Origin of the sequence: Stenotrophomonas sp. SMYL41, from assembly GCF_036319965.1 — a bacterium.
Taxonomy (GTDB): Bacteria; Pseudomonadota; Gammaproteobacteria; order Xanthomonadales; family Xanthomonadaceae; genus Stenotrophomonas; species Stenotrophomonas maltophilia_R.
This window is the reverse complement of sequence record NZ_JAWIRX010000001.1, coordinates 196,220-216,902: the sequence shown is the minus strand read 5'-3', so window position 1 is coordinate 216,902 and position 20,683 is coordinate 196,220. Positions and strand designations below refer to the sequence as shown.

Annotated in this window: 16 protein-coding genes; 10 read left to right on the top strand and 6 right to left on the bottom strand. The window is 66.7% G+C overall.

The window, feature by feature from the left end:
* The first annotated feature begins 587 nt into the window (after positions 1–587).
* From V3B30_RS00950 to V3B30_RS00940, 3 genes are read left to right on the top strand one after another with little or no spacing between them, the layout of a single operon-like run.
* Positions 588–1,727: an SPFH domain-containing protein gene (locus V3B30_RS00950; protein WP_100472506.1), complete on the top strand. Its 1,140-nt coding sequence runs from the start codon at positions 588–590 to the stop codon at positions 1,725–1,727.
* Between the two features lie 20 nt (positions 1,728–1,747).
* Entirely contained in the window at positions 1,748–3,100 is a 1,353-nt protein-coding gene (locus V3B30_RS00945) for a hypothetical protein (protein ID WP_100472509.1), read from the top strand.
* Positions 3,097–3,354 (top strand): hypothetical protein, encoded by a 258-nt coding sequence (locus V3B30_RS00940; RefSeq protein WP_100472512.1) that lies wholly within the window; start codon positions 3,097–3,099, stop codon positions 3,352–3,354. The genes V3B30_RS00945 and V3B30_RS00940 overlap by 4 nt, the downstream gene beginning before the upstream one ends.
* A 100-nt stretch (positions 3,355–3,454) precedes the next feature.
* Here the strand turns inward: V3B30_RS00940 and V3B30_RS00935 are convergent, their stop codons facing one another.
* Both V3B30_RS00935 and V3B30_RS00930 read right to left on the bottom strand, forming a co-directional pair.
* A complete protein-coding gene (locus V3B30_RS00935) occupies positions 3,455–4,357 on the bottom strand; it encodes a tyrosine-protein phosphatase (protein ID WP_262082509.1) in 903 nt (300 codons plus the stop codon).
* A gap of 17 nt (positions 4,358–4,374) precedes the next feature.
* Positions 4,375–6,663 carry a TonB-dependent receptor gene (locus V3B30_RS00930; RefSeq protein WP_262082508.1) on the bottom strand — a complete coding sequence of 763 codons (2,289 nt, stop codon included), beginning with the start codon at positions 6,661–6,663 and terminating at the stop codon, positions 4,375–4,377.
* A 123-nt stretch (positions 6,664–6,786) separates the two neighbouring features.
* On the opposite strand from V3B30_RS00930, the gene V3B30_RS00925 reads away from it, so the two are divergent.
* Together V3B30_RS00925 and V3B30_RS00920 are read left to right on the top strand one after the other, a co-directional pair.
* Positions 6,787–7,431, top strand: a complete 645-nt coding sequence (locus tag V3B30_RS00925; protein WP_262082507.1) for a TetR/AcrR family transcriptional regulator — start codon at positions 6,787–6,789, stop codon at positions 7,429–7,431.
* A 132-nt stretch (positions 7,432–7,563) separates the two neighbouring features.
* A complete protein-coding gene (locus V3B30_RS00920) occupies positions 7,564–10,221 on the top strand; it encodes a hypothetical protein (RefSeq protein ID WP_262082506.1) in 2,658 nt (885 codons plus the stop codon).
* Between the two features lie 49 nt (positions 10,222–10,270).
* On the opposite strand, the gene V3B30_RS00915 is transcribed toward V3B30_RS00920, so the two are convergent.
* Complete coding sequence (locus V3B30_RS00915; protein ID WP_262082505.1) at positions 10,271–10,678, bottom strand: hypothetical protein; 408 nt, start codon at positions 10,676–10,678, stop codon at positions 10,271–10,273.
* Between the two features lie 231 nt (positions 10,679–10,909).
* Here V3B30_RS00915 and V3B30_RS00910 point away from each other — a divergent pair, with 231 nt between their 5' ends.
* Positions 10,910–12,619: a diguanylate cyclase gene (locus tag V3B30_RS00910; protein WP_262082504.1), complete on the top strand. Its 1,710-nt coding sequence runs from the start codon at positions 10,910–10,912 to the stop codon at positions 12,617–12,619.
* A 486-nt stretch (positions 12,620–13,105) separates the two neighbouring features.
* Positions 13,106–13,507, top strand: coding sequence for a hypothetical protein (locus tag V3B30_RS00905; RefSeq protein ID WP_087922672.1), 402 nt, complete (start codon positions 13,106–13,108; stop codon positions 13,505–13,507).
* Positions 13,508–13,556: 49 nt separating this feature from the next.
* Here V3B30_RS00905 and V3B30_RS00900 read toward each other — a convergent pair whose 3' ends face one another.
* Positions 13,557–15,500 (bottom strand): MacB family efflux pump subunit, encoded by a 1,944-nt coding sequence (locus V3B30_RS00900; protein WP_262082503.1) that lies wholly within the window; start codon positions 15,498–15,500, stop codon positions 13,557–13,559.
* Between the two features lie 2 nt (positions 15,501–15,502).
* Positions 15,503–16,684 (bottom strand): efflux RND transporter periplasmic adaptor subunit, encoded by a 1,182-nt coding sequence (locus V3B30_RS00895; protein ID WP_262082502.1) that lies wholly within the window; start codon positions 16,682–16,684, stop codon positions 15,503–15,505.
* Positions 16,685–16,960: 276 nt separating this feature from the next.
* Between V3B30_RS00895 and V3B30_RS00890 the strand changes: the two genes are divergently transcribed.
* From V3B30_RS00890 to V3B30_RS00880, 3 genes are all read left to right on the top strand, one after another.
* Positions 16,961–17,677: a response regulator gene (locus V3B30_RS00890; protein WP_262082501.1), complete on the top strand. Its 717-nt coding sequence runs from the start codon at positions 16,961–16,963 to the stop codon at positions 17,675–17,677.
* Positions 17,678–17,680: 3 nt separating this feature from the next.
* Positions 17,681–18,757, top strand: a complete 1,077-nt coding sequence (locus tag V3B30_RS00885) for an ATP-binding protein (RefSeq protein WP_262082500.1) — start codon at positions 17,681–17,683, stop codon at positions 18,755–18,757.
* 200 nt (positions 18,758–18,957) lie between these two features.
* Positions 18,958–19,884 carry an ABC transporter six-transmembrane domain-containing protein gene (locus V3B30_RS00880; protein ID WP_100472544.1) on the top strand — a complete coding sequence of 309 codons (927 nt, stop codon included), beginning with the start codon at positions 18,958–18,960 and terminating at the stop codon, positions 19,882–19,884.
* Positions 19,885–19,943: 59 nt separating this feature from the next.
* Here the strand turns inward: V3B30_RS00880 and V3B30_RS00875 are convergent, their stop codons facing one another.
* Positions 19,944–20,552 carry a TetR family transcriptional regulator gene (locus tag V3B30_RS00875; protein ID WP_100475201.1) on the bottom strand — a complete coding sequence of 203 codons (609 nt, stop codon included), beginning with the start codon at positions 20,550–20,552 and terminating at the stop codon, positions 19,944–19,946.
* Positions 20,553–20,683: the final 131 nt, after the last annotated feature.

Sequence of the window (20,683 nt, the reverse complement as noted above, 5' to 3'; positions counted from 1 at the left end):
CGGGAACTGCCTTCGCTGCTGGAGGCCGGCAAAGCGGACGTCGTCCAGGCCTGGGTCGTGTACCACCGGGCGGCACTGACCGTGGCGCGCCGCTCCCTGTGTTGCGCCCATCGCGTCCCTGGATTATGGGAAACGAGTTTCCAGAAAATAAGCATGATAATGACGTGAATATCCGCGCCGGATATTTGGCGCGCACCTGCCGCTGCGCCGCTTTCCCGAAAGTGGGTAAAGGCGAAGCGCCTCATCCCGCGCACGCGGATAATCAGCATGAAAGCCCGCACCGCACGCACACGCACCTGCGTCGTAATGACAGCGACTCCACCGGTTCGACCCTGCAGCCGCGCTTCAACCGCCCGACGATTCCAAGGCAGCAGTCGGGATCACGTCCTTCTTCACCCTCCCGCTGTGCCGGGCACTGTTGATCGGCCTTGCCCTGATCAAGCGCAGCATGGCCTGGTCCTCCTGCCCTCGTCGCACCATGATGAATGGGAGGCGCGTGCGACGGTGGCGGCGGCCCATCCCGCTCCTCTATAGTCAGTCCAGCTCGGCAGGCATGGTGCCTGCCCTCGAATCACAGGGAGTTGGACATGGGTCTGGTACAGGCGGTGAAGGGTGCGGTCGGTGGTGTGCTGGCCGACCAATGGAAGGACTTCTACACCGTGCCCACAGGCCTGCCCTCGACGGCAGCCCTGTTCGCGGCGGTGCCGCGTGGCACCAATGCCGGCCGCGGCTCCAACACCAGCGGCTCGTCCAACATCATCACCAACGGCTCGAAGATCATCGTGCCGGAGGGCTACGGCCTGCTGCTGTTCCAGGACGGCGCGATCACCGCCTTCGTCGCCGAACCGGGCGGCTACGAGTGGCGCTCGGACGACCTGAACTCGCAGTCGATCTTCGCCGGTGACGGCCTGGTCAGCACCTTCATCAAGCAGAGCTGGGAACGCTTCAAGTTCGGCGGCCAGCCGGGCTCGCAGCAGGCGGCCTATTTCGTATCGCTGAAGGAACTGCCGGACAACCGCTTCGGTACCCAGTCGGAAATCTACTGGGACGACGGCTTCCTCAACACCCAGGTGGGCGCGGTCACGCGTGGTTCCTACACGCTGAAGATCGTCGACCCGATCCTGTTCGTGAAGAACTTCGTGCCGGCCAGCTACCTGCAGCCGGGCCAGGTGTTCGACTTCACCGACCTGGACAACGCCGCCGCCAGCCAGCTGTTCAATGAAGTGGTCGGTTCGCTGGCTCCCGCCTTCAGCCTGTATACGAACGATCCCAGCAAGGGCAACCGCATCACCAAGCTGCAGCAGGATTCGCTGGGCTTCGCGCAGAGCCTGTCGGCAGCAGTTGAGCAGGGTTACCAGTGGAAGTCCGATCGCGGCCTGGCCATCGTCAAGACCGCAATCGTCTCCATCGAGTACGACGCCACTACCCGCGAACTGCTGAAGACCGTGCAGCGCGCCGATGCGCTGTCCGGTTCGCGCGGCAATTCCAACCTGCAGGCCAGTGTCGCCCAGGGCATCCAATCGGCCGGCGAGAACGGCGGCGCGGCCGGCCTGGTCGGTGTCGGAATGGCCTCGGGCATGTTCGGTGTCGGTGGCATGCAGCAGCCGGTCACCCCGGCCGCAGACGATCCGGTCGCCAAGCTGAAGAAGGCCAAGGAAATGCTCGATCTGGGCCTGATCACCCAGGGCGACTATGACGCCCTGAAGGCCAAGGCACTGGGCCTGTAACGGCAGGACGCACACCCAACATGTCCGATCCCCGAAACGGCCCACCGCCGCTGCCCGGATCCGCGCCCGCGACGCCGCCGCCCTTGCCGGCGGCGTCGTTGGATGGGCCCGGTTCGCCGCAGGACGTCCCGCCCCCGCCTGGCAGCTTCCCGCTGGACACCTCGACACTGCCGCAGGCCATCCGCGATGAAGTGGAAGCGCCCGATCCCATGGCCATCGACACCTCGGCCAGCGAGCTGAAGGACGGCCTCAACCGCTGCCCGAAGTGCGGCGCCACCGACATCCGGCCCAAGGCCGGCACCGACATCCTGGTCTGCCTGTACTGCCGTCACGAATGGCATGGCGCGCGGGTCGAGGAAGAATTCGGCCTGGGCGAAGCCATCGACCAGCTGCGCGGCACCGTCATCGCCTCCGGCGCACGCGACATCGACGCCGACACCTCAGCGCTGATGACGTTCAAATGCACCGGTTGCGGTGCAGAGGTGACGGTCAATACCGAAAGTACGATGACGGCGCGCTGCCATTGGTGCCGTCACGTATTCGGCGTCAACGAGCAGATCGCCAATGGCGCGGTGCCCGATGCGGTGCTGCCTTTCCACATCAGGAAGGACGACGCCGTCGCGCGCATCCGCCAGTTCGTCGACAAGCGCCGCATGTTCGCGCTGAAGGCGTTCAAGCAGCAGTTCACCCCGGAAAACGTGGTGGGCGTGTTCCTGCCCTACATGATCGTCGACAGCAATGTCAGCGCGGCGGTGGCCGGCAAAGGCGAGATCCAGACCCGGCAGTACACGGTGGGCAGCGAGAAGAACAAGCGCACCCTGTACGACGCCGATGTCTACCAGATCGAACGCCAGGTGGACTTCACCGTCGATGACCTGCCGCTGGAATCCTCGGCAGAACGCGGCAACCTGGATAGCCGCGCCAACACCAACAACATCATCAACACCATCCTGCCCTTCGATACCAAGAACGCAGTGAAGTGGAACGCCTCGTACCTGGCCGGCTTCACCTCTGAAAAGCGCAACCTGGACGTGGAAAAGCTGCGGCCGCGGCTCGAAGACCAGCTGCTGTCGATCGCACGCGCGCAGGTGGAAGGAACGGTGAAGCGCTACAACCGTGGCGTACGCTGGGAACAGGAGCAGCTGGAGGTGCATGGCACGCGCTGGGTGTCGATGTACCTGCCGGTGTGGCTGTATTCGTACCACCAACCCGGCAGGAACGGCGGCATGCTGCACTACATTGCCGTGAACGGCCGTACCGGCGAAACCATGGGCAGCGTGCCCGTGCAGCAATGGAAGATGCTGCTGGCGGCGCTGGCCACCGGCACCATCATTGAAGCCCTCGCAATTGCCTTCCTGGTGGCATCGACATGAGTGATGACAGTGGCCTCTGGCTGTTGGCGGCAGGTCCGGCCGGCGCAACCGCGCTGTACTGGGCGCTGTACCGCTATTACCGCAATACCGATAAATCGCATTCCTTCGAACACGAAACCGAGATCGACGCCCAGCCGGTGACCGGCTCGGACCAGCAGGTGGGCCGTGTGACGGGCACCGAGGAGAAGCGCATCCGCGGTGACAACGTGTACGAGTACCGGAAACGGGTGGTAAGGGTGAAGCCCGATCAATAGATCCAGGCCATGCCTGGCTGCGGGGAGCGCCGGCCGCTGGCCGGCATTCCCTCGGTCTCTGGACATCAAAGAGGAGCCGGCCAGCGGCCGGCACTACCTGTCAGCCCGCCTGCCCCAGCCGTACCTTCAGCTGCTGGATCTCCTGCTCGCTCACGCCGATCGACTTCAGGTACCCTTCCGCACCGCCGTACTGGCTGTGCAGCGCCGCCAGGAACTGCTCCATGTTGTCCGGTGCGGTACCGGACATGCCGGCCATCTTGCGGGCGATCCCGGGGTTCTGCTTGATCAGCGCCATGATCTGCGCGTTCATCGCACTGTCCTTCGGCTGCCCTTCCAGGTAGTGCGCGGAGATCGCGTAGTTGTGGACGATCTCGGTCTTGGGAACGCCGGCCAGGTCCAGCAGCAGGCCGGCGATGATGCCGGTACGGTCCTTGCCGGCCGTGCAATGGAACAGCACCGCACCGTCCTGCTGCGCGGCAATGCGCTGGAACACCTGCTTGAACTGCGGCTGGCTGTGGCCCAGCCACTGCACATAGGCTTCGCCCAGCGAATCCGGGAAGCTGGTCATCATTTTCTGCAGGTCCATCTTCTCGGTACCCATCAGCGAGATGCGCTGGTAGTCGAAGCGATCATCCTTGGCCAGCAGGTCTGGTGACTGCGCGTCCTCATCGGCGGTGCGCAGGTCGATGTCCAGCTTCACGCCGGCAGCGGCCAGGGCATCCCGGTCCGCATCGGTGAGGCGGCCGAGGTCGGCGGTGCGCACGAACGCATCGGCCGGAATCGGACCATGGCGACCATGCAGGCCGGCAAAGGTACGCACGTTCCAGGCGCCCTGCAGCGGGATCACGCGCTGCGCATCGGCAGCGACCGGCTGTACATTGGCCGTGGCCGTGGTCGTCGGCTTCGCGGCGAGGGCCTGCGGTGCGTCGGCGGCAACCGCGGTCACGGCCAGCGGCAGGCTGAGCATCAGGGCCAGGGCGAGTTCGGTAGAGCGGTGCTTCATGGGGTTCTCCGTACGAATCAGAAGTTGACGGCCACGTCCAGGCCGAAGGTGCGCGGGTCGTTGAAGATGCCGGTCTGGCCCAGCGCCGCGCTGTTGAGCTTGTAGAACAGGTGCTGCTCATCCAGCAGGTTGCGTGCCCACAGCGAGAACGACATCGTGGTGCCGGTGCTGTTGACCGGCACATCCACCAGCGCCACCCGTGCGTTCACCACGAACGAACTGTCGGTGAGCATCTGGTCGTATTCGCTGGTGTAGTAGCCATCGGACCAGTTGCCGTCCACGTGGAATTTCAGTGCCGAGAAGTTGGCGAACGGCACCAGGTAGTCCAGCGACAGGCTGCCGGCATTCTTCGGGGCCAGCAGCGGCTGCACCGTCACCTGCACGCCAGCGCCGAACGGGTCGGTGGCTGTCTGCGCATCGATCTTCGTGTAGGCGTAGTTGAGGCCGAGGGTGAGGTTGTCCACCGGCATCACGTTGAATTCCAGCTCCGCACCACGCGACTTGCCATCGCTCAGGGCGTTGGTGGTGACCATGGTGGTGCGGGTTTCGCCGCTGTTCGGGTCGAACGGCAGCGAGAAGTCCATCTGCTTGTGCGTGATGGTCGAGTCGAACACGGCCAGGTTCAGGCGCGCACGGTTGTCCCAGAACTGCGACTTGAAGCCCAGCTCGTACGCTGTCACCTCTTCCGGACCGAAGGCGCTGTAGTTGGTCGAACGCGAGTTGGCACCGCCGGCCTTGAAGCCGGTGCTGTACTTGGCATAGACCATCGCGTGCTCGCCAAGGTCGTAGGCGATGTTGACCATCGGGTCGAAGCGGCTCCAGCGGTCCTTGAAGGCCAGGTTCGTCGCCGCCCCGTTGACGATGTACAGGCTGCCCTTCTTGTCATCGCGGGTGTAGCGGCCGCCAGCGGTCAGGTGCAGGCGCTGCAGCGCTTCCGGCGTCCACGTGGCCTGGCCGAACACACCCAGGCTGTCGGTCCACGCCTTGCTGGCGCGGTCGATGCGTACCCGCGAGAGATCCAGCGGATTGGTTGCCGGGTTCAGCGCATAGCTGTTGCCGCCCGGCCCCCAGACCAGCATGTTCGGGGTCTGCGCATTGTCACCGGCGGTTTCGTGGTAGTAGAACGCACCGCCGAGGAACTGCACCTGCGAGGTATTGCCGATCAGCTGGAATTCCTGGCTGTACTGGTGCTGGTAGACCTGCGCCAGGCTGTAACGACCGAATGGCGTCCCTGCGCCACCGTAAGCGGAAATCGCATCGACCAGGCCCATGTCGAACTGGCCCTGGGTCAGTTCGCGGTAGGAACTGATCGACTTCAGCTCAAGGTTGTCATTCAACACCCACGACAGGTTCAACAGATGGCCACTGGTGCGGCCGATGTTGTCTTCCTGCGGTCCACCGAGGATGGCGCTGTCGCGGCGATCCAGGCTGGCACCGGCCTTCTGCAGGGGGCTGAGGTAGGCGCCCGGCACCAGCACCTGGGTGTGGTACGGCGTGGTGGCGTCATAGGAGCGATCGAACGCGTACAACAAAGAGAAGTCATCGCTCGGCTGCCACAGCGCACTCAGGCGAGCGCCTCGCTTGTCGTAGCTGTTGAAGTCCCGCTCGCCGCGCATCGGATTGTCGGTGGTGCCGCCGCGCTTGGCCTGCACGGCATCGATCTTGAAGCTGACGTCCCCCACCTTGGGCAAATCCAGGTGCAGCGCACTGTTGTAGCCGCTGAAATTGGACACGCCGGCGCTGACGCTGCCGCCGAATTCACCGGTGGGCGCCTTGGTCACGATGCTCACCGCGCCGCCTTCGGTGTTGCGGCCGAACAGCGTGCCCTGCGGGCCCTTCAGCACTTCGATGCGTTCCACGTCGTAGAGCATGCTGCCCAGGCCCTGTGCGCGGCCCATGAACACCCCATCGACGTAGATGCCGACGCCGGCATCGCGGGCCGGCTGGTTGGCGTCGCCGGAGGCGCCGATGCCACGGATGCCGATGTTCAACGCCGAGCTGCGGGTAGCGAACGGCGTGACCCGCAACGATGGGATGGAGCCATCGGACAGGCTGCCCAGCGAGATCGCGCTGCGGTCCTTCAGCGCTTCGGCATCGACCACCGATACCGAGATCGGGGTTTCCTGCAGGTTGGTGGCGCGCTTCTGCGCGGTCACCACCACCTGGTCAAGGGCAACAACACTGCGCGCGGTATCGGCGGTTGTGGCAGCGTCGGCGCTGGGCGCGTCTTCGGCATGGGCCAGCGCCGGTAGAGCGGCGGCGATGGCGAGGGTGAGCAACGGGCGGTGCAGCGGAACGTGGCGCATCGGACTCATTCGCGGAAGGAGGAGGCCGGCGCAGTCTGGGAGGCGCGAATTACAAATGAATGACCGTTCATTCACACCTTTTGTGACGTACTATCCCGCCACTGGACGCCCCGACCGCTCGCAATGACGCCAAAAACCGCTGCAGCCCTATCCGCCGACGCCCCTGCCGCCGCCCACGCCGAAGCCCAGCGCCGACGCATCCTCGATGCTGCTCAGAAGTGCTTCATCACCCGCGGTTTCCATGCCGGTTCCATCGGCGATATCGCCGCCGAGGCCGAGATCAGCCAGGGGTTGATGTACCGCTATTTCGCCAACAAGCGTGCGCTGATCCTGGCCCTGATCGAGCGCCAGCTGCGCCACGACCAGGCGTCGATCAGCGAGATGCCGGCCGCCTCGGATCTGGTCGATGGCCTGCTCGCGTGCTACCTGCAATGGGCGCGCGGCGAGGTACTGCCGATCCATGGAAATGCCATTGCCAGCGTGGCGCTGTATGCGGAAATCAACGCCGAGGCGCATCGCGACCCGGTGCTGGCCGAGGTGCTACGCACCCATGACAAGCAGACCAGCGGCGCCATCCATGCCTGGCTGCGCCAGCGCGATGCGAGTGCGGGCCGGCACGTTGACGAGGAAGGCATTGCCAGGCGCACCCTGCTGCTGCGGCTGCTGGTGGAAGGCCTGGCCATGCGCGCCGTGCGCGACCCGGACCTGCCGCCGGAACGGGTGCGGGCCCTGCTGGCCGATGCCATTGGGCGGGTGATGGCCGATTGAGTGCGTATGCCTCTACAGGCCGCGGGCCAGCCGGTGGATCCAGCCTAACCGTACCTGTCCTATGGAACCGTTACGCCCTCGACTCAGACGATACGCGCTCAACTCCATAACGCGCGTGTCCCGCTGAATGTCATGAAATCACCTGCCCCTTCGCAACGCCCCCTGGCCCTGATGATCTCCCTGGCCCTGCTGTCACCGCTTCCTGCGGCTGCCGCGGGCGCCCCCTCGACCGAGTGCGACGCCACGACCGAGCAGTGCAGTGAATCCCCCCGGAAAAGCCGCGCCTGGCTGTGGGGCGGTCTTGCCGCGCTGGGCCTCGGCGCTGCTGCCGGTGGTGGCGGTGGCGGTGGCGGCGGTGGTAGCAGCGTTGGTGGTGGTAGCGGTAGCGGTGGTAGTGGCGGCGGCGGCGGCCCGACGCCGGGCGCCGAAGGCGGCAGCTTTGGCGCGGGCGGCATCCTCGCCAGTGCCGGAGCACGCACCGAGTGGAACCAGCCGGTGGTCACCCGCGTCACCGGTGACGCCCGCAATGAGGGTGAGCTCCGGCTGGTCAATGGTTCGCTGCACGTCACCCGCGACGGCGAGCTGCGCAACAACGGCAGCCTGAACATCGGACAGGCCGCAACGCTGCGCCTGGACGGCGATGGCGACCTGGAAAACTTCGGCGCGCTGCATGTGCAGGGCGCGCTCAACCTGGAAGGCGAAGGCAGCCTGGAAAACCACAGCAACGCCAGTTTTACCGCCGCATCCGTCTCGCTCGGCCATGAGGCCGAGGTCGACAATCACGCTCGCATGACCCTGGAGGGCGGCCAATGGGCGCTCAATGGCGATTCGAATTTCGACAACAACCGCGGCGGTACGCTGGCCATCACCGGTACCGCCTTCCAGCTGCGCGGGCGTGCCCAGATCGAGAACAGCGGCACCCTCACCGCCGCCGGCAGCTTCGCGCAGGGCGTGCTGTTCGACGCCGTCACCAGCCAGTATGGCAACGATCGTGATGCCATCACCGTGCTCGACAACCGTGGGCATATCAACATGCAGGGCGACGCCGGCGTGCTGCGCATGGTGGCCGACACCTTCGCCAGCAACGCCATCAACCGCAGCGGTGCAACCGTCCAGAGCAGTGCAGTGCGCAGCAATCTGCTGCACGCTGAGGGTGCGCAGGCCACCCTGCTCAACCAGGGTACGCTGACTGTCACCGGCGACGGCGCAGTGGCCATGTCCGGTGCCCGCGGCGCCACGCTCATCAACGATGGCATCATCAACCTGGGCACGGCGACCGACGCTGCGGGCCGTGGCCTGGTGGCGATGAAGTCCGATGGCAGCGCCACCCTGAACAATCGCCGCAACGGCACCATCAACATCCACGCGGCCGATTCGTACGCCTTCCAGGCCGGCACCGGCAGCGGGCGGCTGGTCAACAATGGCAAGGTCAACGTCTACGGCGCGGGCAGCGGCATGTATGCCGACGCGACCACCGCCGCCGCAGGCGCCATCGGCGGTGCCGACCTCGGCTGGCAGGCACCGCGCTCCATCTCCAACTACACGGTGGGTACCAATGAAGACGGCTCGGCCGGCCAGTTGAACCTGCATGGCGGCGGTACGCTGGAAGATGTGGCTGTGGATACCGGTTTCACCCGCGGTACCGATGCCTCCAGCATCACCCTGCACGATGTGATCACCGGGGCCGACGGTGGCGCCGCGAACGTGCGCAGTGCCACTGTCGTCTGGAAGGCCGACGCCCAGCAGCAGGCCGACGGCAGCATTGATGTGACGATGCAGCGCAAGGACTACCGCAGCCTGGCAGGCCAGGACCAGGCGGCAATCGCCGCCGCGCTGGAAGAGAGCTATCGCAACGATGCACTGTTCCACAGCCTGGAGGTTGCCGACCAGGCGACGTTCCAGAATGCACTGCACCAGCTGTCGGGTGCCGATCTGGCCGCGCGCAGCATGCGCGGTGCCAGCAACGGCGATGCGCTGTGGGCGCAACTGGCGGCATTGCCCGCACAGCGCTCGAGCGTGGTCGCCTTTGGGGGTGGCACGACCAATGCCTTTGGCATCCAGGGCACAGGCTCCGCTGCGCAGGTTGCCGTTGCCCTCAAGGGCAGCCACTCGCTGCAACTGATGAGTGGTGCGTTGAAGGGTGAACCCGGCAGCGGCCAGGACCGCGGTCATTCGCGCTTCACCGGCGTGGGCCTGGCCAGCCACTGGGGCAGCGTCCGCCTGCGCCACCAGTTCGGTTTCGAACGGCACGAGCTGCAGGGCCAGCGCAGCCTGGCATGGGGCCAGACCCGCGAAGTGGCCGGCAGCCAGCGGCGGATGCAGCGCATGCTGTTGGCCAGCACGATCAGCCATGACGCCCGCGTGGGCAACCTGCATTGGCAGCCGCGCCTGAAGGCCAGTGCGTTCCAGCTGCGCGAGGCGGCCTTCAGCGAAAACGGCGCCGGCGGCTTCGGCCTGCAGGTGGCCGCTGGCCAGACCCGCGGCCTGCGCATGGAAGTGGGCAGCCAGTTCCACTACGCGCTGGCCTCGAACCTGAGCCTGCGCGCTGACGCCTCGGTCACCCGTTCGATTGCCGTACGCGGCGACGCCCGCGAAGCATCGCTGCTCGGCGCGTCGTCGAACGCGTTCCTGCTGCCGGGTGTTCGCGCCGATGGGCTGGACCATCAGCTGGCGCTGGGCGTGGACTATCGCCGTGATCGCCTGTCGATGGGCGGCCAGGTGCTGCAGCAGCGCCTGTGGGGGCAGAACGATGCCCGCGCCGAGCTGCAGGTGGGTTACCGCTTCCGCTGATACGCCGCAGGATGCGGGCGCCACGCCCGCATCCTGCGTTCACGGTGGCTCAGGCCGCCCACAGCAGCATCGCGCCCAGCCCAACCAGCAGGCCAGACACGGGCAGCACGCACCAGGGCCACGTCGACCGGCGTGTGGTGTCCTGCGGCGTGCCCGGCAGGCGGCTTCGCACCTGTTCCCGGCGCGACTGCCTCCAGGAGAGACCCCGTTGCGACGGGCGCAGGGCGTCCGGCTTGGCAGGCCCCGATTCACCTCCGCGCCGAGGGGCGCGCGTGACGCCTGCAAGCGCTGCCAGATCGGGGGCGTCTCCCGCTGCCGGAAGCGCCATGGCCTGGCGTTCAGCGTGGCCGCGGGAAGGCGATGCATCAAGGGCGAAATACAGCGCATCCGCCCACGCCAGCAGGCCCAGCACGGTCAACGCCAGCTTGCTGGCTCGAGAAGGATCAAGGCCAGTCATGCCGGCGCAGACGAGTGAGTGCACATGGCATGCACCCTAGGAACAGCGCCCCCTGCAAACCATAGGACAGGTACCAGATCACACTTCAGGCCCAGCGCGTCCCTGCGCGTCCACGGATGTTGACATGGGCACTGCGCAGCCTTCACCACCTGCGGGACAGACTGGCGACGTGGGTTCCTGCACCGCCCGGCTGCCCGCTTTCCCAGGCATTGCCCTCGCCTCGTAGACACCATGGACGAAACCGAACGGCTGCTCGAAATCGAAAGGCTTCACCTTCTCGATACGCCCCCGGAGCCGGTGTTCGACGCGATCGTCGCCGCCGCCCGCGCCGCCACCGGCATGACCATGGGGCTGATCTCGGTGGTCGCCGAGGAACGCCAGTGGTTCAAGGCCAACATCGGGCTGGAAGGCGTCAGCGAAACCGCACGCGAGATCTCCTTCTGCACGCATGCCATCCAGCAGGACACGCTGTTCGAGGTTGCGGACGCGCGCCAGGACCCGCGCTTCGCCACCAATCCGCTGGTCACCGGCGGCCCGCGCATCCGCCACTACGCGGGCATCTCACTCGGCTCGGCGCACGGCGCACGTATCGGAACACTGTGCCTGCTCGACCCGATGCCGGGCGTGCTGTCTCCCTCGCAGCGCGAATTGATGGTGCACCTGGCACGGGTCACCACGCAGGTACTGGAACAGCGCAGCACGCTGATGGCCCAGGTCGGCCAAGCCAAGGCCCTGCATCGTGAGCTGAAGCGCAGCGAGGACTTCCTGGAACGCACCAACCGCGCGGCGCGGGTGGGCGGCTGGGAGATGGACCTGGCCAGCAACGAAGTGCGCTGGACCCGCGAGACCAAGCTGATCCACGGCGTGCGCAGCAACTTCGAACCGACGCTCGACACCGCACTGTCGTTCTATCGCGAGGACAGCCGCAACATCATCCAGGCTGCGGTACAGCGCTGCATCGACGAAGGAACATCCTGGGAAGTGCAGCTGCCGATGACCACCGCTGACGGCCGCGCGATCTGGACCCGCGTGGTTGGAAGCCGGCAGCAGGTGGATGGCCGGCCGCGGCTGGTCGGCGCCATCCAGGACATCACCGAGGAACGTGCCGCGCTGGATGCATTGGAGGCCAGCGAAACCCGCTACCGGCGGCTGTTTCACTACAGCCTCGGCCTGATCTGCACGCACACGCTCGATGGCGTGCTGACGTCGGTGAACCCGGCGGCCGTGCAGTCGCTGGGCTTCGATGAGAGCTACATGATCGGGCGCAGCCTTTGCGACCTGATGCCGCCGGAGAAACAGGCCGCATTCAAGGCCTATCTCGATCGCATCGCAGTCAACCACACCGATGCCGGCGTCATCGAACTGATCGCCGCCGATGGCACCCGGCATTTCTGGGCCTACCACAACGTGCTCGACAGCGAGGCCCATCCGCCCTACGTGCTGGGCCATGCACAGGACGTGACGGCACTGCGGATGCAGGAGCAGCAGCTGCGCGAGATGTCCTTCAAGGACCCGCTCACCCAGAGCTACAACCGCCGCTTCCTGCCACGCCTGGACGAACTGGTCGACCAGCCCTGGGCCTGCCTGATGTTCGATCTGGATCATTTCAAGCAGATCAACGACACCCAGGGCCATGCGCGGGGTGACACGGTGCTGGTCGAGTTTGCCGCCTTCCTGCGCGCGCCACTGGCTGCGGCCGAGCACGTGGTGCGCATGGGCGGCGACGAATTCATGGTGGTGCTGACCGCGCCAGAACCGGGACGGCTGGCCGCACTGGAGCAGTGGTATGTGCAGCAGGCGGGGCAGTCACCCACGCCGTTCTCGCTCGGTTCGACCCACCACACCCCGGGCGAATCGGTGGCCGATACCCTGCAGCGTGCCGACAGCCGCCTGTATCGCGAGCGCGCGCGCGTGCGCCAGCATCCCCGCCCCGCATCCTGAGACCGCAGCTGCAGAACCGAGCCCATGAAATGCTCGGCGTGCTGCGCGCAGCGCAGGGTTCATCGTGGCCTCGCCGGAGAGCAGCCGGCCATCGGCTCGGCGCCACTGGAAATGTCGCGATTGGCATGCCTGATCCCGCTCTCGCGCCCCGGCGCTGGATTTCCAATAATTTCGAACTTTCCAATTATTCTCATTGGCAGCCATGGTGCTGCATGCAAATCATGTCGGGCCACCGACAACGGGTGGCACGGGCTTGCAATCCCGTTTGATGATTCATGCTGTTTACGCTTGCCTGCCGGCGTCGCTCATTCCTTGTGGAGCGGCGTCGGCAGGCATTCTGTCCGCGCACCTATGGCGGGCGGTGCGTGGGGGCCCCGTGCCCGCCGGCGTTTCGCATGAATTGTCACCGGTATTGCAACCACGCACTGTCCGCCACCTTGCTGTTAAGCCGGGTGGCACCTTCGTCATCTACATGAGGAAGCCGCCATGAGCGCCAACCGCTACCCGTACCTGTTCGCCACGCTGGGCGATGCCGCCCGCCAGCTGCCCGACGACATTGCCCGGCCGCTGGAAACCACCCTTGCCGCCAACCCCGCGGCCAACGGCATTACCTTGCTGGCGTGCCTGCAACGCATCCGCGAAGTGGACGCGGCCGACGGCCAGCCGCTGCAGCGCAAGGGGCGCGCGCCGGGCCAGTGCACCGCGCTGGCGCGCATCAACCGGGCCAACGCGGGCCTGACGGTGCTGCTGGAACTGCTGCATGCCAGCGAGCGCGTGCGCGTGGATGGCGACGAAGCGCAGCAGGTGGGCAATGACGTGCGCGAGGGCCTGCTGCTGGCCTGCAGAGGGCTTTCGGAGTACGTGGACACGCAGGTCTACGCGGCCTGACCGATCGCGCCGGGCATTGCCCGGCGCTACCCCATGGGTGGACAGGCCGTCACTCCGCCGCCAGCGCCTGGATCGGGTCCAGCTGCGCCGCGCTGCGTGCCGGGAAGTAGCCGAACCCGAGCCCGATGGCCGAAGAGCACGCCAATGCCACCAGCACCGGGCCCGCGGTGAACAGGAACGGCACACCCAACGACAGCAGGCTGGACAACGCGCCCACCCCGAACGCCAACAGCACGCCCAGCACGCCACCGAACAGGCAGATCAGCACGGCCTCGATCAGGAACTGGCGCAGGATGTCGCCCTGCCGCGCGCCCACTGCCAGCCGCATGCCGATCTCGCGCACGCGCTCCTTCACCGAGACCAGCATGATGTTCATCACCCCCACCCCGCCCACCACCAGCGCCACGGCGGCAATGGCGGAGACCAGCGCGGCCAGGGTCTGGCTGGACTTCATCACCGCCTTGCGGATCTGGTCGGCGTTGTAGATGAAGAAATCGCGTCGGCCATGCAGGCGTTCCAGCTCGGCCCCGAGCGAGGCCTCGGCGGCATTGGTGGGTACGTGGTCGCGTACGCGCACGGTAATGCTCTCCAGGCGCTGGCTGCCCAGCAGACGCGAGGCCGCCGAAGTGTACGGCACGTAGACCGTGGGGGTTGCACCACCGGCGAACGCAGTGGCCCCCACCACACCGATCACCTCCACCGGCATGCCGCCCAGCAGCACCGTGCTGCCGATCGGGTTGCCGGTGAACAACGCCTTGGCGGCCTTCTGGTCGACCACGCCCACTGCACGGTGCGCCTCCACTTCGGCGTCGGTGAAGAAGCGGCCGGCCTTCAGCCGCAGCCCACGTACGCGCGGCATGTCGGCTCCCACGCCCAGCACCTGGGTGTTGGCGCGCCGGTTGCCCTGCAGCGCGGCCACCGATCCGCTCAGGTTCGGGCTAACGCTGTCCACGTAACTCAACGCTGCAAGGTGGTCCGCGTCGCCCACCACCAGCGTCTCGATCTCCGCCGAGCGCGGGTCACCGAAGTCGGCGCCCGGGAAGATCTCCAGCGTGCTGGCGCCCAGTTCGTTGATCTGCGATTCGACCTGTGCCTGTGCACCCTTGCCCAGCGCAACCACGGTCACCACCGCCGCGACACCGATGATGATGCCGAGCATGGTCAGCAGCGTGCGCAGGCGATGGGCCAGCATCGAGCGCACGGCCATGCGTGCCGCTTCGCGAACCGCATCCGTGCGTGCGCGGCGCTCGGTGGCCGGCGAAGGTCCGCGTTCGGGCGCGATTCCTGCAGCGGCAGCTCGCGCGCCACGCCCCCCGCGGTCGGCCACCACCCGGCCGTCAGCAATCTCGATCACCCGTGCCGCGTTGGCGGCGATCGCCGCATCGTGCGTCACCAGGATCACCGTGTGGCCCTGCGCGTGCAGGCGCTTCAGCTCGGCCATCACCTGCTGGCCACTGGCGTGGTCGAGCGCGCCGGTCGGTTCGTCGGCCAGCACGATCGCGCCGCCGTTCATCAGCGAACGGGCAATGGACACGCGCTGCTGCTGGCCACCGGACAGCTGGCTTGGCCGGTTCGCGGTGCGTTCGCCCAACCCCAGTGTCTCCAGCAGGCTGCGCGCGCGCGCGGCGCGCGCATCGGCATCCACGCCGGCATAGACCGCCGGCAGTGCCACGTTCTCGGTGGCACTCAGGTTCTCCATCAGGTTGTAGCGCTGGAAGATGAAACCGAAATGCTCGCGGCGCAGCCGCGCCAGCGCATCCGGCGCCATCTGCTCGGTGGCCTCGCCGTTCACGCGGTAGCTGCCCTCGGTCGGCCGGTCCAGGCAACCCAGTATGTTCATCAGCGTTGACTTGCCCGAGCCCGAGGGGCCGATGATGGCGATGAACTCGCCGGCATCGATGCGCAGCGACACCTCCTTCAGCACCACCACCTCGCCGGCGGCCGAGCGATAGGCGCGTGATACGCCCTGTAGTTCCAGCAGTGCATCGGCCATGCTCACATCCCCAGCAGGCTGGTCGGTTCGGCATCGCCGCCGCTGGGCGCCTGGCCGACCACCACGTTCTCACCCTCGCGCAGGCCGGACAGGATCTGCACGGCGGTGGCGGTGCGCAGGCCGGTGGTGACCGCACGTTGCTGGGGGCGACCCTTGGCATCGACCACGCGCACGGTGGCGCGATTGCCGTCCTTGCCCTCCGGCTCGGCCAGCGCCGTCAATGGCACCTGCAACGCGTTGGCGACCCGCGCCAGCTGCACGGTCACCTTCACCGTCATCGAAGGCTTCAGCTTCAGGCCGGGATTGGCCACGTCGAACAGGCCGGCGTAGTACACCGCCTTCGGTGTCTGCGCAGCGCCGCCCGCATTGCCGGAAGCAGCGTCGGCAATCGAGGATGGCGCCGGCTCCAACTGCTGCAGGTGGGATTCATAGCGGCGGCCGCCCGGCCCCAGTGTCGAGAACCACAGCGCCTGTCCCGGCGCCACCAGCTCGACATCGGCCTCGGCGATCTCGGCACGCACGGTCATCGTATCCATCTGCGCCAGCATCACGATGGTCGGCGTGGTCTGCATCGAGTTCAACGTCTGCCCCGCTTTGGTGACGATAGCCACGATGTAGCCGTCGCTGGGCGACACGATGCGGGTATAGCCCAGGTTGATCCGTGCGGTTTCGACCTGGGTCACGGCCTGGTCGATCTGCGCCTGCAGCGCGGCCACCTCCGAACGTGCCGCATCGCGTGCCACGCGTGCGCCTTCGAAGCCTTCCTGTGACACCAGGCGCGACGCCACCAGTTGCGACTGCCGCTCGTAGGCACGGCTGGCCTGCGCGTAGCGGGCCTGGCTGGCCGCATGCTGGGCACGCAGCGTGTTGGTGGCCGCCTCGGCGCTGCGCAGCGCGATACGCTGCGGCTGCGAATCGACCTCGGCAATCAGGTCCCCGGCCTGCACGCGCTGGCCCAGCACCACATGCAGGCGCTTGACCTGGCCGGACACCTGCGCACCCACCGCCACCAGCTCCTTCGGATGGACCCGGCCAACCGCCTGTACGGTCTTCTCCAGATCCGCCACCCGTGCCGGTGCGGTGATCAGCGCGGCATCATCGCCGCCGGCAAACGCCCACCATCCAGCGCCCCCGGCCAACGTGGCCACGGCGGCGGCGATCATCCAGGTCCTGCGGTTGCTCATCGAAACGCCCGGCTGCATGCAGTCGCCCAGTGCGACCGCCGAAACCGCAGTGTGGAAGCCCCTGATGGACGTTCCTTGTAGCCAGCGTGGAGATTGCATGGAGGCGCGGCGGCCGTTCAGGCAGCAACCCCGGGCCTGAACGCAGCGGCGCGCCCACGCAATCTCGACACAATCTCGACCAACTCTCCATCAACGGCCGCTAGCCTCGTCGGCCTCGCCGACTGCCCGCCTACGGCACCGCCCTTGCCCGCCCCAGCCTCGAAACCGCAGCACGCAATGAAGCACGATCGCCATAACCGACCGGCACCCTTGGTGCTGATTGCCGAAGATGAGGGCGAAATCGCCGATATCCTCGGCGCCTACCTGGCCCGTTCCGGCCTGCGCACTACACGTGCCGCCGACGGCGAGGCAGCGCTGGCCCGCCACCGCCAACTACGCCCGGACCTGGTGCTGCTGGACGTGCAGATGCCCAAGCTGGACGGCTGGCAGGTATTGAGCGAACTGCGGCGGCGCGGCAACACCCCGGTAATCATGCTCACTGCGCTCGACCAGGACGTGGACAAGCTGACCGGGCTGCGCGTGGGCGCCGACGATTACGTGGCCAAGCCATTCAATCCGGCCGAGATCGTCGCCCGGATCCAGGCCGTGCTGCGCCGCAGTAGCCGCGCCGTCGTCGAAGAACCCAACGGATTGATCCGCCAGGGCCCGTTCGAGATCGACCTGCGCAGCCACGAGGTGACGGTGCGCCATGGCCAGCAGGTGCATGCACTGAACGTCACCCTCACCGAATTCCGGCTGCTGGTGCACATGGCGCGCGCACCGCGGCAGGTGCATGCGCGGGTGGATCTTCTGCATGCCTGCCTGCCCGAAGGCGATGCGCAGGAGCGCACCGTCGACAGCCATGTCAGCAAACTGCGGCGCAAGCTGGAGGATGTGGGCGTGGTCGGCATCCCCGCCACCCTCCGCGGCGTTGGCTACCGCTTCCTGGACTGAATGATGAACCCCAAAGGCAAGAGCATCGGCGGCCAGATCACGCTGTCCATCACGGTGGCCTCGCTGTGTTCGACGGTGTTGTCGATCAGCGGCTTCTACCTGTTCTATTACCTGATGGAGGTGTTCTACCCGCGCTGGTATGACGAGCCGGAAACAATCATGCCGTCCGGGCTGGAATGGCTGTGGATCGGCTTGACCGCCACCGTGGTCGTCATCTTCGCCACGCTCGTTGCCTCGCGCCTGACCCGGCGCATCATCACCCCGCTCAACTCGGTGGCCGAGAGCCTGCGCCGGGTCGCCAGCGGCGATCTGGACGCGCGTGCGCGCGGCGGTGACACCACGATGGTCGAAGCGGCCACGCTGGTCAGCGATTTCAATTCCATGGCAGAGCGGCTCAGCCGCATGTCCGAGAACCGGGTGTTCTGGAACGCGGCGATCGCACATGAACTGCGCACGCCGATGACCATCCTGCGCGGCCGCCTGCAGGGCATCGCCGAAGGCGTGTTCGAACCGGGGCCGGAGCAGTTCAACAGCATGCTCACCCAGCTGGAGGGCCTCACCCGCATCATCGAGGACCTGCGCGTGGTCAGCCTGGCCGAGAGCGGCCATCTGGATCTGCACCTGCAGCGCAGCGATGTCCGCGTGCAGGTGGCCGCGGTGGTGGAAGCGATGTCCGAGGCGCTGACCGAGAGCGGTTTCTCGGTGACGCTGGACGCGCGTCCATCGCTGGCGGATTGCGATCCTGCACGCATCCGCCAGGCAGTACTGGCACTGTTGGAGAATGCACGACGCCATGCCATTCCCTGCCCGTTGCGGGTGCGCGTCACGCTGGCGCAGGGCCATTGCACGGTGGCGGTGGAGGACGGCGGCCCCGGCGTGCCGGACGAGCTGCGCGACAGCATCTTCGAGGCGTTCCAGCGCACCGATGTCTCGCGTTCGCGGCAGAGCGGTGGCTCCGGGCTTGGCCTGGCGGTCGTGCGTGCGATTGCCGTTGCCCATCACGGAACAGCACAGTGCCGGGCCACCGAACGTGGTGGCAGTTCGTTCGAGATCCGCTGGCCAGTGCATGCGCGTCGTTGAGGGGGCGACGTTGCGGCAGACGCTGCTCTGGTAGCGGCCCACCTTGGTGGGCATTCGCATCGCTGAACGGCGCCGGTTTCTCCACGCAATCTCCATCGTCCCTCCATGCCCGCTCCAAAGGGCTGCAGATACTGGGCGTGACCAGGGAGGCGGCAGGTATCCAGCCCCCTGCCCTGTCTCCACCCTGCCCAGGCATCCCCATGAAACACCCGCACGATCCGGCGGCCGCCGCCGGCAGCATCGGCCAGCAGAACGCGGCCGCCACCCTCAAGGCCATCCTGCGCACCTACCCGTGGCAGCTCACCGGCACCTTTTCGCTGGTGGCGCTGGAAAATGCGCTGTTGCTGGCGTATCCGCTGTTTGCCGGCTTCGCGGTGGACGCGATCATCCGCGGCGACATCGGCCACGCCATTTCCTACGCCGGCGTGGTGCTGCTGTTCTGGCTGGTCGGCGCCGCCCGCCGTGCGGTCGATACCCGCACCTTCACCCGCATCTATGCCGACCTGGCGGTGAACGTGGTGCAGGCGCAGCGCAGGCTGGGCCAGGCCACCTCCACCTCGGCCGCACGCGTGGTGCTGGCCCGTGAGTTCGTCGACTTCTTCGAGAAGCACGTACCGATCATCGCCACCGCGCTGGTATCGATGTTCGGTGCGGCGGTGATGCTGCTGGTGATCGAACCACTGGTGGGCGCCGCGAGCCTGATCGCACTGCTTGGCGCAGTGTTGCTGATGCCGTCGTTCGCACGCCGCAACGAGCAACTGCATGGCCGCCTGAACAACCGACTGGAACATGAAATCCGCCTGGTCGACCGGGTCAGTCCGTCGGTGCTGCGTCGCCACTACACAACGCTGTCGCGGCTGCGCATCCTGCTCTCGGACCGGGAAGCTGGGGCCTTCGTTGTGGTGGGCGCGGCGGCAGCGGTGCTGTTCGCGTTGACCATCGGCCGTCTCGCCACTACCGACGGTGTGACGCCGGGCCATGTGTACGCGGTGATGACCTATCTGTGGACGTTCGTCGGCAGCCTGGATGATGCACCGTCGATGGTGGATCAGCTGGCGCGGTTGAAGGACATCGGTCGCCGCGTCAGCCCTGGCATGGAAGATGCGGAGCGCAAGGATGCCGCGTGACCGGTAGATGCCCACCTTGCTGGGCAACGATGTATCGCGGCGCCAACCAAGGTTGGCGACTACGTTGCCGTGCGCCCGCACATCGCCAACGCACCGATGATCAACGCTTCCATGCTGCGGTCGAACTCGGCCTCCTGCGCCTTCCGATCCAACGGGCGTCGCGTGGTATCTACCACTGCGTGCCGCGAATACACGGTGTCAGCCAAGGCCACGGCGTGATAGGCCACGGTGGACAACAGCCACGCCGCCTGCTCCAGCGGAAGGCCGTGCACGCGACTGAATTCGGCATGGTGGCGCTGGATGCGCGCCAGCATCTCCGGTGTCTTCGCGCCGTGGCTGACCAGGAATGGCGCCAGGCCCGGATTGGCATCCACCAGCGCCCGCAGTGAACGTTGGAATGCGCGCAGGTCCACTTCGATGGAAACATCGGCGTCGGCATCCAGCGGCGGTGCCTGCCAACGCTCGAAGATCACCTCAGCCACCAGTTCGCGTAGCGCCGCCAGATTCGCCACATGCTTGTACAGCGCGATGTGGCTGACCCCCAGCGCTGCTGCGACGCCCACGAAGCTCAGCCCCGGCAGCGTCATCGCGATGCCAGCGTCGGCGATGCGCTCTCGGGTGATGGTGGGCGGCCGCCCACGGGCAGCGGTCTTTTTCGGTGCAGCCATGCGGTAACGGTTCCTGCGCGGTGCGCGGGCAAGGGCTGTCATGGTGGTGCGCAGCGACGCCGTGGTCAACGCATCCGCGCCCGCTGGACAGGCCCGGGTTGCAGCGCAATCAATTTAGTTTACTATGATGT